At 68.8% G+C, this 13,301-nt stretch carries 14 protein-coding genes; 3 read left to right on the forward strand and 11 right to left on the reverse strand.

The features are described from left to right. Positions 1–95 precede the first annotated feature (95 nt). Together WJ35_RS00675 and WJ35_RS00680 are read left to right on the forward strand one after the other, a co-directional pair. Positions 96–827 carry an alanyl-tRNA editing protein gene (locus tag WJ35_RS00675; protein WP_059537303.1) on the forward strand — a complete coding sequence of 244 codons (732 nt, stop codon included), beginning with the start codon at positions 96–98 and terminating at the stop codon, positions 825–827. Further along, positions 824–1,450, forward strand: a complete 627-nt coding sequence (locus tag WJ35_RS00680) for a DUF924 family protein (RefSeq protein ID WP_060231965.1) — start codon at positions 824–826, stop codon at positions 1,448–1,450. Before WJ35_RS00675 ends, WJ35_RS00680 begins: the two co-directional genes overlap by 4 nt. Positions 1,451–1,538: 88 nt before the next feature. Here the strand turns inward: WJ35_RS00680 and WJ35_RS00685 are convergent, their stop codons facing one another. The 11 genes from WJ35_RS00685 to WJ35_RS00735 all read right to left on the reverse strand — a co-directional run bounded on the left by WJ35_RS00685 (position 1,539) and on the right by WJ35_RS00735 (position 11,106). Continuing rightward, a complete protein-coding gene (locus WJ35_RS00685) occupies positions 1,539–3,464 on the reverse strand; it encodes an ArnT family glycosyltransferase (protein WP_069238601.1) in 1,926 nt (641 codons plus the stop codon). Positions 3,465–3,691: 227 nt separating this feature from the next. Continuing rightward, positions 3,692–4,453 (reverse strand): SDR family oxidoreductase, encoded by a 762-nt coding sequence (locus WJ35_RS00690; RefSeq protein ID WP_060231962.1) that lies wholly within the window; start codon positions 4,451–4,453, stop codon positions 3,692–3,694. Positions 4,454–4,469: 16 nt separating this feature from the next. Then, positions 4,470–5,051 (reverse strand): TIGR00730 family Rossman fold protein, encoded by a 582-nt coding sequence (locus tag WJ35_RS00695; RefSeq protein WP_059618518.1) that lies wholly within the window; start codon positions 5,049–5,051, stop codon positions 4,470–4,472. After that, positions 5,048–5,791 (reverse strand): TetR/AcrR family transcriptional regulator, encoded by a 744-nt coding sequence (locus tag WJ35_RS00700; protein WP_069238602.1) that lies wholly within the window; start codon positions 5,789–5,791, stop codon positions 5,048–5,050. Before WJ35_RS00700 ends, WJ35_RS00695 begins: the two co-directional genes overlap by 4 nt. A 190-nt stretch (positions 5,792–5,981) precedes the next feature. Further along, positions 5,982–6,518, reverse strand: a complete 537-nt coding sequence (locus tag WJ35_RS00705) for a diacylglycerol kinase (protein WP_069238603.1) — start codon at positions 6,516–6,518, stop codon at positions 5,982–5,984. Continuing rightward, entirely contained in the window at positions 6,515–7,549 is a 1,035-nt protein-coding gene (locus WJ35_RS00710) for a glycosyltransferase family 4 protein (protein ID WP_069238604.1), read from the reverse strand. The genes WJ35_RS00705 and WJ35_RS00710 overlap by 4 nt, the downstream gene beginning before the upstream one ends. A 45-nt stretch (positions 7,550–7,594) precedes the next feature. Beyond that, positions 7,595–8,530 (reverse strand): UDP-2,3-diacylglucosamine diphosphatase, encoded by a 936-nt coding sequence (locus WJ35_RS00715; protein WP_060231959.1) that lies wholly within the window; start codon positions 8,528–8,530, stop codon positions 7,595–7,597. 293 nt (positions 8,531–8,823) lie between these two features. Continuing rightward, a complete protein-coding gene (locus WJ35_RS00720; RefSeq protein WP_230459689.1) occupies positions 8,824–9,264 on the reverse strand; it encodes an RDD family protein in 441 nt (146 codons plus the stop codon). Between the two features lie 78 nt (positions 9,265–9,342). Further along, the gene (locus WJ35_RS00725) at positions 9,343–10,092 is read right to left on the reverse strand and encodes a DUF3106 domain-containing protein (protein ID WP_069238606.1); all 750 of its coding nucleotides are present in this window, start codon (positions 10,090–10,092) and stop codon (positions 9,343–9,345) included. 28 nt (positions 10,093–10,120) lie between these two features. Next, positions 10,121–10,546 carry a DUF3619 family protein gene (locus tag WJ35_RS00730; protein ID WP_069238607.1) on the reverse strand — a complete coding sequence of 142 codons (426 nt, stop codon included), beginning with the start codon at positions 10,544–10,546 and terminating at the stop codon, positions 10,121–10,123. Continuing rightward, positions 10,543–11,106, reverse strand: coding sequence for an RNA polymerase sigma factor (locus tag WJ35_RS00735; protein ID WP_010091174.1), 564 nt, complete (start codon positions 11,104–11,106; stop codon positions 10,543–10,545). Before WJ35_RS00735 ends, WJ35_RS00730 begins: the two co-directional genes overlap by 4 nt. 352 nt (positions 11,107–11,458) lie before the next feature. Between WJ35_RS00735 and WJ35_RS00740 the strand changes: the two genes are divergently transcribed. Continuing rightward, a complete protein-coding gene (locus WJ35_RS00740) occupies positions 11,459–13,222 on the forward strand; it encodes an acetolactate synthase 3 catalytic subunit (RefSeq protein ID WP_060231946.1) in 1,764 nt (587 codons plus the stop codon). Positions 13,223–13,301 lie beyond the last annotated feature (79 nt).

A 13,301-nucleotide genomic window follows, 5' to 3' on the forward strand; every position in this document is an offset into this window, starting at 1 on the left:
GTACGCCGCAGCGGCGCGCGCGCACGAGGTGGATCTGGGCGCGCGCCGGATGCGGCGCGACACTGGCCGTCTCCCCATTGCTGCGAGGCTGCTCGATGACGACCCATGCCCTGTTTCGGGAAGACGCGTACCTGACGCGCTGCGACGCGATCGTCACGGCGGTCGGCGAAGACGGCATCCAGCTCGACCGCACGGTGTTCTATCCGCTCGGCGGCGGCCAGGCGGGCGACTGCGGCATGCTGACGCTGCCGGACGGCGCATCGATCGCGATCGCCGACACGCGCAAGGCGAAATTCGACGGCGCGACGCCCGACGACGCCGCGCACGTGCCGGCGCCGGGGCAGGAGGCGGGCATCGCGGCGCTCGCGCCCGGCGCGCGCGTGGTCGCCGAAATCGACTGGTCGCGCCGCTATCGGCACATGCGGCTGCACACGGCCGCGCACCTGATGTGCGCGGTGCTGCCGTATCCGGTCGACGGCTGCAGCGTGACGGCCGATTACGTGCGGCTCGACTTCGCGACGGCCGAGCCGATCGACCGCGACGACGTCGAGCGGCGGCTGGCCGAACTGATCGGCGGCGCGCATCCGGTCACGACCGAATGGATCACCGACGACGAGATGGCCGCGCGGCCCGAACTCGTGCGCACGATGAGCGTGAAGCCGCCGATGGGCCTCGGCCGCGTGCGGCTGCTGCGGATCGACGGTGTCGACCTGCAGCCGTGCGGCGGCACGCACGTGCGCAACACGTCGGAAATCGGCGGCCTGCGGGTCGCGAAACTCGAAAAGAAGAGTGCGCGCACACGGCGCGTCGTTCTGGAGCTTGCATGACGGTGAATGACGCGAACAACACGCATAACGACGCGGCGGCGCTCGATCCGCGTGCCCGCGACGTGCTGGATTTCTGGTTCGGCGCGCCCGGCTCGGCGGAATTCGGCCACCCGCGCAAGATCTGGTTCAACGGCGGCGCGGCGCTCGATGCCGCGCTGCGCGAGCGCTACGGCGCGCTGCTCGACGCGGCATGCGACGGCGCCTGCGACGACTGGGCCGCGTCGCCGCTCGGCGCGCTCGCGCTGATCGTCGTGCTCGACCAGTTCTCGCGCAACGTTCATCGCGGCACGCCGCGCGCGTTCGCCGCGGACCCGAAGGCGCTCGCGGTCGCACGCAGACTGGTCGCCGCGGGGTGGGATGCCGACCTGCCGAGCGGCCATCACCGCGCGTTTGCGTATCTGCCGTTCGAGCACGACGAGTCGCCGGACAGCCAGCGCGAAGCCGTGCGGCTGTGCGAGGGGATCAGGGAGGAGGCGGGGTGTGCCGGGTATCACGATTTCGCGCTGCGGCATGCGGACGTGATCGCGCGCTTCGGCCAGTTCCCGCACCGGAACGCGATTCTCGGGCGCGCGTCGACCGCAGAGGAGGCTGTGTTCCTCCGCGAGCCGGGGTCGTCGTTCTGACGCGTAGTGAGGTGGGCCGGCCGGGCCCGCGATGCAGCGCGGCCCGCCCGGCATGCCGCTCGAAGGCGCGATGCGCCTTCAACCACCGTCATTGCGGGTGCTGCTCCGGCGTGCGCACGTAGACGCGCAGCATCTCGTTGTCGTCGCCCGGCCGGGCGCCCGTCCAGAACAGCTTCCATTCGCTGCCCGGCGACGGATCGACGGCACGCACGCCCTGGACGATCATCCACGTGCAGCGCGTCGCCGCCGGGTCGGAGACGGGCCGGTGCAGGATGCCGGAGAAGTAGTAGAGCATCGGCGCTTCCGACTCGCCGAGCCCGTTCAGGCTCGCCATGCAGTCGCCGTCGTTCCATTCGAGCGCGAGGTGCGCGTTCAGGTCTTCGTACACCGAACGGTAGCTTTTCGCGACGTCGAGCCACGGCAGCAGCAGCGTGTAGACGAGGCCCCACGCGACGATCGCGCCCGACGCCCACGACAGTGCGCCGCGCCAGCGGCCCGTCGTGCGCAGCGTCGGCAGCAGCCAGAGCCATCCGACCGTCAGCGCGAGCGCGCCGAGCACGAGGCCCGGTTCGATCGGCATCGTCCAGTCGAGCGGCAGCCAGCGGCCGAGCGGCGCGAGGCGTTCGTGCGACGCGGCCGGATCGGCCATCACCGACCAGATCGTCCATGCGAGCACCGCGATGCTGCCGAACAGCGCGCGGCTCAGGTAATCCCACGCGACGTGCAGCCTTTGCGGCAGGCGGTCGATCGCCTGCGCGGCGACCAGCGCGAGCGGCGCGAAGAACGGCAGGATGTAGAGCTGGCGCGACGTCGCGGACACTTCCAGCACTGCCAGCCCGACGCCGGCGAACACGACCGGCAGCGCGATGCGCGGCGCGCGCCAGTCACGCCATGCGCCCCGGGCGAGCGCGACGATCGCGAGCGGCGTGACCGGGATGCCGACGGTCAGGAACGCGCGCAGGATGAACAGCGGCTTGTCGTTTTCCGCGCCGAGCTGCGGCACCGAGAAGCCGAAGAAGCGGCCGACGTTGTTGTCCCAGAACCAGGTGAGGAAGAGCGTCTCGGAGCGCAGGAACAGCGCGGTCGGCCAGATGATCGCGAACGGCGCGAACACCAGCGCGGCGATGCTGAGCGCGCGCGCGAACGCGCGGGTGCGGCATTCGGGATAGAGCGCCAGCACGGCGGTCAGCGTGGCGCCGAACACCAGCGGCACGAACAGTCCCTTCGCCATCAACGCGACGCCGACGCCCGCGCCGAACAGCGGCGCAGCCCAGGGGCCGGACGGCCGCACCGGCAGCCCGTGCTGCAATTGGCGCCCGCGCGCGACGTGCTGCATCACGAGTTCGAGCAGGCCGCAAAACGCGATTGCCGTGCCGGCGAACAGCGCGACGTCCGTCATCATGTCATGCACGTGCTTGACGACGACGAGGCTGCTTGCGCACAGCGCGACCGGCCCGATCACCTTCAGGTCGAACCAGCCGGCAGCGCCGCTCGCGACGCGCGCCGCGCGCGCGGTGAAGCCGAACGCGAGCGCCGCGAACAGCGCGCTCGCGAGCCGCGCCGCGTCGTGCAGCGGCAGCACGCGCTGCAGCAGCCAGGCGAGGCTCGTCGCGACCCAGGCGTAGAGCGGCGGCTTTTCCATGAACGGCGCGCCGGCATTGGTCGGCACGACGAGGTCGCCGGTCTCGAGCATGTGCTGGATGATGCCGAACGTGTAGGTTTCGTCCTGCTTCCACGGATCATGGCCCACTATGCCGGGCAGCAGGTACGCAGCCGCCAGTGCCGCGACCAGCAGCCACGCGCGCCAGGCCAGCCGCAGCGCGCGGTCGCGGGGCGCGTCGGCGACGCTCACGGCCACCGTCACGGCCGCAGCCGCGGCCGCGGCTGCCGCCCCGGACGGCGAGCCGGCGGTATGAAGCGTCGTATCGAGGTCGGGATCGGCGGCCGATCGGGTGTGGTGTGCCGAGGCTGGCACGGACGTGCGTCGCCGGCTGGGTGCTGCGGTTCCTGGCATGGAAAAGATCTCGGTCTGGTGAAGCCGGGCCGGCGACATTGGCCGGGCCGTTTTGGTTTGCATCGACGCGACCTGGCAGCCGGATGGCCGGTTGCGTCGCTGGGCGCTAGTAGACCACGAAACTGTTACGGATGTTTACTGGGAGCGCCACGATATTGTGGAGATTTGTGGTGTTGTGACCACCGGGCGAGTCGGGCGGCGGCCGGGGCGGCCGCCCTGGGGCCGGATCAGCGGCCGCCGCCGACGTCGAGGAGGGCGCCGGTCGTATACGACGCGGCATCGCCGAGCAGCCAGACGATCGCCTCGGCGACTTCCTGCGCTTCGCCCGCGCGGCCGAGCGGCGTCTGCGCGCCGAGGCGGCCGGCGCGGCCCGGCTGGCCGCCGCTCGCGTGGATCTCGGTTTCGATCAGGCCCGGCCGCACGGCGTTCACGCGCACGCCGTGCGGCCCGAGTTCCTTCGCGAGGCCGATCGTCAGCGAATCGACCGCGCCCTTCGACCCCGCATAGTCGACGTATTCGTTCGGCGAGCCGAGCCGGGCCGCGATCGACGACACGTTGACGATTGCGCCGCCGCGGCCGCCGCGATCGGTCGACAGCCGGCGCGCGGCCTCGCGCGCGCACAGGTACGCGCCGAGCACGTTGGTGTCGAACACCCGCTTCAGCCGTTCGACCGGCATGTCGGCGAGCGGCAGCGACGGCGCGACGATGCCGGCGTTGTTGACGAGCGCGTCGAGCCGGCCGAGCGTCGCGACGACGGTGTCGAACATCGCGACGACGTCCGCTTCGCTCGACACGTCGCCGGCCACGACGCACGCGCGGCCGCCCGCGTCGCGCACGGCGGCCGCGGTCGCGTCGGCCGCCGCCGCGTCGCGCGCGTAGTTGATGCCGACGTCCCAGCCGCGTGCAGCCGCGAGCACGGCGCATGCGCGGCCGATGCCGCGGCTCGCGCCGGTGATCAGGACGACTTTGCGTTCGGACGGTTCGGTCATCGCGCGCGGCTTGGCGTCATTCGGTTTCGTCGGGCGCCCACTTGTCGCGCGTGGGCGGCTGGTAGCCGCGCAGCTGCCCGATCAGCGCGGCCGGATCGGCGTCGATGCACAGCGTGTCGAAATAGGCGGGCCGCATGAAGCCTTCGTCGACCGTGTGCCGGAGCAGCGCGATCAGCGGATCGTAGAACGCGTCGATGTTGTAGAGCGCGACGGGCTTGCGGTGATAGCCGAGCTGCGCCCACGTGTAGACCTCGAAGAATTCCTCGAGCGTGCCGGCGCCGCCGGGCATCGCGACGAACCCGTCGGCGAGGTCGGCCATCATCTTCTTGCGGTGATGCATGTCCGGCACCACGTGCAGCTCCGACAGGCCGGTGTGGCCGACTTCCTTGTCGACGAGCAGCTCGGGGATCACGCCGACCGCGCGGCCGCCGGCCGCCATCACTTCGTCGGCGATCGTGCCCATCAGCCCGACGCGGCCGCCGCCGTAGACGAGCGTGAGGCCGGCATCGACGAGGGCGCGGCCGAACGCGCGCGCGGCTTCCGCATAGACGGGCCGCACGCCGGGCGACGACCCGCAGTACACGCATACGGCCTTCATTGCTTCGCGTCCTTTGCGAGGAGGGCCGGCCCGCCGGCGCGCGGCGAACCGTCGCGCGGCGGCAGGTAGTCGGCGAATTCGCGCTTGGGCAGCTTGCCGGAGACGAGATCGTCGAACAGCTGCCGCGAGCGGCCGCGCAGGTACGGCGCCATCACGGAGATCACGTGCATGCTGACCTGGTGCAACTCCTCGCGGATCGCATCCTGGTCGTTGTACTTGCGCGGGTGCATCACGTACTGATACGACAGCCAGTAGGTCGAGATCACGGCCATGTTGGTTGCGATGACCGCGATCTCGGCGGGCGTCGCCACCATCTCGGCATCCGACACGAGCAGCTCGCACATCTCGCGCGCGAAGCGCACCTTGTGGCTGATGATCTGCTTGAAGTGCGTTTCCAGCGTGCGGTTGCGCGCGAGCAGGTCGTTGAGGTCGCGATACAGGAAACGGTAGGTCCACATGAAGTCGGCCATGTACTGCAGGTACGACCATGTTTCGTCGATCGTCGGACGGTGATCTTCGGGGAAGCGCAGGCGCTTTTCGATCGCCTGCTCGAACTGCGCGAAGATGCTGTTGATGATGTCGTCCTTGTTGCGGAAATGGTAGTAGAGGTTGCCTGGGCTGATTTCCATTTCCTCGGCGATCGTCGTGGTGGTGACGTTCGGTTCGCCGATCTCGTTGAAGAGTTTCAACGACAGCTCGAGAATCCGTTCGCGGGTGCGGCGGGGAGGTTTCGCTTCCATGTCGTCCGGCCCTGTGTGTGCCGGACTGGCGGGCGCTGCAATCGATGCTGCGTGATTCGTCCGGCGCGGGTTACTGTTCTATGTCTGGCGGACGATTATAAACCGCTGTTTCCCCGCGTCGCGCGCATTTCGTCATCGCAATGCGCGCGACGCATGGTGCGCCGCCGCACCGGCGCGCCGGCGTGTTCGGCTAGAAGCCGAGCCAGCGCGCGACGACCGGGCCGAGCACGAAGCCCCACGTGGTCACGCACGCGAACAGCGCAACCGTGACGGCCGCGCTGCCGAGGTCCTTCGCGCGCTTCGACAGTTCGTGGCGCTCGAGCGAGATGCGGTCGATCGCGGCTTCGACGCTCGAGTTCAGCAGCTCGACGATCAGCACCAGCAGCACCGACGCGATCAGGAGCGCGCGCGACGCGGCGGGCACCGGCGCGAATGCGCCGATGGGCAGCATCAGCGCGGCGAGCGTCAGTTCCTGGCGGAATGCGCTCTCCTCGCGGATCGCGACCCGGAAACCGTTCAGCGAATGCTTGAGCGCGTACCACGCGCGCGTGAGGCCGCGGTTGCGCTTGTACGGATTCGGCGGCAGCGGCGCGAGGCCGTCGTCGGGGCCGAGCGGCTCGGACGCGTGCGCGTCGGTGTCGGCGTGCGGCTCTTCTTCGTCGAACGGGCGATGCGTGGGTGCCGTTGCGGCAGTCGGTGAGGTGTGGTCGTTCAGGTCTCGTTTCAAATGGCAGCACCTTCGGCGGGCGAGTACGCAGTCTTCGGCAGCGGTTTCAGATGCGACGCGAACTGCTCGGACGCGGCGCGCCACGAGAAGCGCTCCGCCCACTCGCGGGCGGTCGCGCGCTCGATCTTCAGCGCTTCGAGGCAGGCTTCCTGCAGGTCCTCGTGCATCGCGCCCGCGTTGCCGCCGCCGAGCACGTCGACCGGGCCGGTGACCGGGTAGGCCGCGACCGGCGTGCCGCATGCGAGCGCCTCGAGCAGCACGAGCCCGAAGGTGTCGGTGCGGCTCGGGAACACGAACACGTCCGCGGCCGCGTAGACCTTGGCGAGCTCGGCCTGCGACAGCACGCCGAGGTAGTTCGCCTCCGGATAACGCGACTTCAGCTCCGCGAGCGCGGGGCCTTCGCCCGCGACCCACTTCGAGCCGGGCAGGTCGAGCCGCAGGAACGCCTCGACGTTCTTCTCGATCGCGACGCGGCCGACGTACAGGAAGATCGGCCGGGCGGTGTTGAGGACCTTGGACTCCATGGGCCGGAAGATATCGAGATCCACGCCGCGTGTCCACAGGACGACGTTCGTGAAGCCGTACTGCTCGAGGTCGTGCTTGACGACCGGCGTCGGCGCCATCACCGCGAGCGACGGCGCGTGGAACCAGTGCAGGAAGCGGTAGGTCGCGGCCAGCGGGATGCCGAAGCGCGCCTGCACGTATTCCGGGAAGCGCGTGTGATACGCGGTCGTGAACGGCAGCTTGCGCGCGCGTGCATAGCGGCGCGCGGCGAGGCCGAGCGGCCCCTCGGTCGCGATGTGCAGCGCGTCGGGCGCGAACGCGTCGATCCGCGCGCGCAGCTTGCGGTACGGCAGGATCGACAGGCGGATTTCCGGATAGGTCGGGCAGGGCACCGTGCGGAATTCGAGCGGCGTCAGCAGTTCGACGCGGTGGCCGAGGGCCGTGAGTTCGCGGGACGTGCTCTTCAGCGTGCGCACGACGCCGTTGACCTGCGGTTCCCACGCGTCGGTGACGATCATGATCTTCATCGCGGCATGTGTCCTGTAAGTAAGTGCCGGGGAGGGGGCGCGGAGTCAGGCCGTGGCCTTGGTCTTGCGCGAGACGGCCGCGGACGGCGTGCGCATCGCCGTCCAGTAGACGACCTTCAGCTCGCCTTCCATCGTTTCGACGAGCGCGGACAGGCTCTCGACCCAATCGCCGTCGTTGCAGTACAGCACGCCGTCGATGTCGCGGATCTCCGCCTTGTGGATGTGGCCGCAGACGACGCCGTCGCAGCCGCGCCGGCGGGCTTCGTCGGTCATCACGGTCTCGAACTGCGAGATGAAGTTGACCGCGTTCTTCACCTGGTGCTTCAGGTACTGCGACAGCGACCAGTACTGGAAGCCGAGCCGGCTGCGGATCCGGTTGAACCAGCGGTTCAGCACGAGGATCAGCGTGTAGAGCGTGTCGCCGAGGTACGCGAGCCATTTCGCGTGCTGGATCACGCCGTCGAACAGGTCGCCGTGCACGATCCACAAACGTTTGCCTGACAGCGTCGTGTGGAACGCCTCGCCGCGCACCTGGATGTCGCCGAACGCGAGGTCGCAGAACTGCCGCGCGCCTTCGTCGTGGTTGCCCGGGATGTAGACGACCTGCGTGCCCTTGCGGGCCTTGCGCAGGATCTTCTGCACGACGTCGTTGTGCGCCTGCGGCCAGTACCAGCCCTTTTTCAGCTGCCAGCCGTCGATGATGTCGCCGACGAGGTACAGGTATTCGGAATCGTTGTGGCGCAGGAAGTCGAGCAGGTACGTGGCCTGGCAGCCGCTCGAGCCGAGATGGATGTCGGACAGCCAGATGGTGCGGTAGCGATGCGCGGACGGTTCGTGATCGTCGCGCTGCGTGGCGGACGCGGCAGGCGGTTCATGTGCCGTGAGGGTGTCGGCCGCGGCCGAGCCGGACAGGAAGGCGGTGGCGGCGCGGGCGCCGAGGGGGTGACGAAACAGGGAGGTCGCGGACGGTTTCTGGCCCATGCATGACTCGCGCCGGTTGACATTACCGGCATTGCGCCATGCGGGCGTGACTGTGACGTGACAGTCACAAGACGTTCTTATTACTGTCGTGATTGCTTGTTTAGTCGGGGGTGGGGTGGTGTTGCGTGATCGGGCGCCCGGTTTGGGGTGCTGGCTCGCGGGTGGCGGGACGGCCGGGCGTTTGCGGAGACCGCGTGCGGTTTCGTCAGCGGAATGTGAAGCCGGCCGCTAGCGGCGACGGAGCAGCGGGGAAGCAAAGCAGGCCGAGGAAGCGGCCCGAGCAGCTCAGCGCATCAACGCGAAACCGCGACGACGCGGGTGCGCGCGAGCCGGTCGTGCGGAAATTGCCGCCCCGCGTGCAGACGGGCGGCGCCGGCCCACACGGCGATCCACGCGCCGGCGAGCGCGAGCGTGACGGGCACGGACAGGCCGAGGAGCGGGTGCAGCGCGAGCGGCGGCAGGAACCACAGCCAGCCGAGCGCGTAGCGGACGAGCGCGTGGCCGGCGCTCAGCGGCCGGCCGCTCGCCGACTCGATCTTCAGGCGCCAGGTCTTCATCGGCAGCGTCTGGCCGCCGTGCGTCCAGAACCAGACGAAATATGCGCCGACGACGAGCGCGATCCACGCGGCGAGCAGGTTGTGATGAACGAGGCCGTTGCGCTGTTGCAGCACGACGCTGAAGGCGAGCGCGGCGAAGAACACCACGCCGAACAGCAGGACGGCTTCATACAGCATCGCGGCGAGGCGCCGGCGCACGGATGGCACGGCGTCGCTCGAGTCTTGGGTGGCTGCGGGAGCGCTCGCCACGGCAGTTCAGGAGCCCTTGAACAGCGACGGCGCGTCGGCGGGCGACACCGGCGTGGCGGCCGGTGGTGCGCCGGAGGTGGCCGAGGCGGCGGGCGGCACGCCCGCGCCGGCCGAAGCGGGTACCGCGGCGGCCGGGTTGCTGGCCGGATGCTCGTGCGCGTTCACGAGGCGGCGGACGTCGCGGTCACCCTTGCCGGTCGGCGGCGCGCTGACGACGGTCGGCCGGCGGCGGCGCTCGGCCGCCGCGAGGCGCTCCTTCTGCTCCTCGGGCAACTGCTGGTAGGCCTTCCACGCGCGCTCACGCGCCTGCGCGGACAGGTCCTTCGCGGTCTGGTAGTTCTCGCGCGCGACGCGGCGCTGCTCGGGCGTCATCCTGACCCATTCGGCCATGCGCTCCTGCAGGCGCTTCTGCGCATCGGGCGTCATCTTCGGGAAGCGCGCCGCGATCTTCAGCCATTTGCGCTTGCGGGCATCGCTGAACGAGTCCCATTGGTCGGCGAACGGCGCGAGCGCCGCGCGCTGGGCCGCGCTCAGGCGCGCCCACGACAGCGGGCCGTTGGCGGCCGGCAGCGGAAGCGGAAGTGGCGCGAGATCGGCGGTTAGCCCGACGGCGGAGGAGGTCGGCGCGGGCGCACTGGTGGCCGCGGGCGAGACCGCCGCGGGCGGCGGGTTGAATCGGGAGTAGGTGGCGACGTACGAAACGGCGATCGCGATCACGCATCCGAAAAATACGGCCAGGCCGCGCTTCTGACTCACCCGTGCGATCCCCTCGTTGCTTGTCTGATTAGTGGGCGTGCGAAAGATACGCGTTGAACCCGTGGTCGAGGTACGCGTTGAGCGGCAGGTCGTCGCTGAGCATCGCCGCGTCGATGTCGGCCAGCTCGGCGGTGCGCTGCATGTCTTCCCAATACGCGATGCCGACGAGGCCGGCGAGCAGCAGCGCGAGCGGCCACGCGCGCAGCAGGCGGCGCGCGAACGACGCGCGCGGGCGGCTCGCGGGCGGCGTGCCGTAGGCACCGGCCGCACCGGCGAAGGCCGGCACGAACACCGGCGCGCTGGCCGCTTCCGGCTTCTTGCGCGCAAGCGCGGCCTGGCGGGCGGCGGCCAGCCGGTCGGTGGTGGCGGCCGGCAGCGCGGCCGCGCGCTCATCGAGCGCGCGGCGCACCTTCAGCGCGATTTCGAGTTCTCGGTTCGAGGGAGCGGAGCTCATAGCGTGATTCCTTTGGCCTTGAGCGCTTCCGCCAGCGTGTGGGTGGCTCGCGAGCAATGCGTCTTGACGCTGCCTTCGGAGCACCCCATTGCGGCGGCAGTCTCGGCGACATCCATATCTTCCCAGTAACGCATCAGGAACGCTTCCCGTTGACGCGCCGGAAGTTTCTGGATTTCCTCGTCGATCAGGGCCAGAACCTGCTCCCGCTCGAGGCGGTGCTCGCTGCTCTCGACGCCCGGCGTCTGGTCGGCCGCCTCGAGCGTTTCGAGGGGGTCGAAGTCGTCGTCGTCGGTATTGTTCAGCGACGAGAAGAGCGTGACCCAGGTGTTGCGGACCTTCTGCCGGCGGAACCAGTCGTGGATCGCGTTCTGCAGGATCCGCTGAAAAAGCAGCGGCAGCTCGGCGGCCGGCCGGTCGCCGTATTTTTCCGCCAGTTTGATCATCGCGTCCTGCACGATGTCGAGCGACGCATCGTCGTCACGTACCGCGTACGCAGCCTGCTTGAACGCGCGCCTTTCGACGCCCGCCAGAAAGTCGGCGAGTTCCTTGTCTGATGCCATTCCGTGAAGGTATGCGCTGCGGACTGCCGCGTGAAGAAGGTCGAAAAATTTCGTAAAACCCGCGGATGCTAACAAATTTTCGCGCTGCTTGGCACCGGGTCGGGCGCGGCGCGTTGCGCGCGAACCGCGGCGCGGGGCCGCCCGCGGGCGGCGATGATGCACTGCGGGACATTTTGCTTGACGGCGTTCGCGCGACCGGCTATCGTCGTCCGTTCGCAACATAAGTGATGGTCTCATTTGAGGCTGGCCCAAGAAGCCCGCCCTTCAAACTGGACGCGCCGCTTGAACCCGAGCCACAAGCCCGGCAGAGAGCACCCGATCAATTTTTTGCCGAAAATTCGATAGGTCAACAATGAACATGCCCAGCGCGGAATTCTCCACGTCGGAACCCCTTTCTCCTCCCGATAGCGACTCGATCGGCGCCACCGTGCTCATGCAGGCACTGGCCGACGAAAACGTCGAATTCATCTGGGGCTACCCCGGCGGCTCGGTTCTCTATATCTACGACGAGCTGTACAAGCAGGACAAGATTCAGCACGTGCTGGTGCGCCATGAACAGGCGGCCGTGCACGCAGCCGACGCGTATGCGCGTTCCACCGGCAAGGTCGGCGTCTGCCTCGTGACCTCCGGCCCCGGCGTCACCAACGCGGTGACCGGCATCGCGACGGCCTACATGGATTCGATCCCGATGGTCGTGATCAGCGGCCAGGTGCCCACCGCGGCGATCGGCCAGGATGCGTTCCAGGAGTGCGACACCGTCGGCATCACGCGTCCGTGCGTGAAGCACAACTTCCTCGTGAAGGATGTGCGCGACCTCGCGGAAACGGTCAAGAAGGCTTTCTACATCGCACGTACCGGCCGTCCGGGCCCGGTGCTGATCGATATCCCGAAGGACATCTCGAAGACGCCGTGCCGCTATGAGCCCGTCAAGAGCGTGTCGCTGCGCTCGTACAATCCGGTCACGAAAGGCCATTCGGGCCAGATCCGCAAGGCGGTGTCGCTGCTGCTGTCGGCGAAGCGCCCGTATATCTATACCGGCGGCGGCATCATCCTCGCCGACGCGTCGCGCGAGCTGAACCAGTTCGCGGACCTGCTCGGCTACCCGGTCACCAACACGCTGATGGGCCTCGGCGGCTATCGCGCGTCGGACAAGAAGTTCCTCGGCATGCTCGGCATGCACGGCACCTACGAAGCGAACATGGCGATGCAGCACTGCGACGTGCTGATCGCGATCGGCGCGCGCTTCGACGACCGCGTGATCGGCGATCCGACCCACTTCGCGTCGCGGCCGCGCAAGATCATCCACATCGACATCGACCCGTCGTCGATCTCGAAGCGCGTGAAGGTCGACATCCCGATCGTCGGCGACGTGAAGGAAGTGCTGAAGGAGCTGATCGAGCAGCTGCAGACGGCCGAGCACGGCCCGGACACCGAAGCGCTCGCGCAGTGGTGGAAGGACATCGAAGGCTGGCGCGCGAAGGACTGCCTGAAGTACGACCGCGACAGCGAGATCATCAAGCCGCAGTACGTGGTCGAGAAGGCGTGGGAGCTGACGGACGGCAACGCGTTCGTGTGCTCGGACGTCGGCCAGCACCAGATGTGGGCCGCGCAGTTCTACCGCTTCAACAAGCCGCGCCGCTGGATCAACTCGGGCGGCCTCGGCACGATGGGCTTCGGCCTGCCGGCGGCGATGGGCGTCAAGATGGCGCACCCGGACGACGACGTGCTGTGCATCACGGGCGAAGGCTCGATCCAGATGTGCATCCAGGAGCTGTCGACCTGCCTGCAGTACGACACGCCGATCAAGATCATTTCGCTGAACAACCGCTACCTCGGCATGGTCCGCCAGTGGCAGCAGATCGAATACAGCAAGCGCTATTCGCATTCGTACATGGATGCGCTGCCGGACTTCGTGAAGCTCGCCGAGGCGTATGGCCACGTCGGCATGCGCATCGAAAAGACCGCGGACGTCGAGCCGGCGCTGAAGGAAGCGCTGCGCCTGAAGGACCGCACCGTGTTTCTCGACTTCCAGACCGATCCGACCGAAAACGTCTGGCCGATGGTCCAGGCCGGCAAGGGCATCACCGAGATGCTGCTCGGATCGGAAGACCTGTAACGGCGCGGCGCGCGCGAGGCCGGATGCGGCCGCCTTCACGAAGGGCGGCGCGGCACGCGGCGCCGCGCGACGCGGGCTC

Origin of the sequence: Burkholderia ubonensis, from assembly GCF_001718695.1 — a bacterium.
Classification (GTDB): domain Bacteria; phylum Pseudomonadota; class Gammaproteobacteria; order Burkholderiales; family Burkholderiaceae; genus Burkholderia; species Burkholderia ubonensis_B.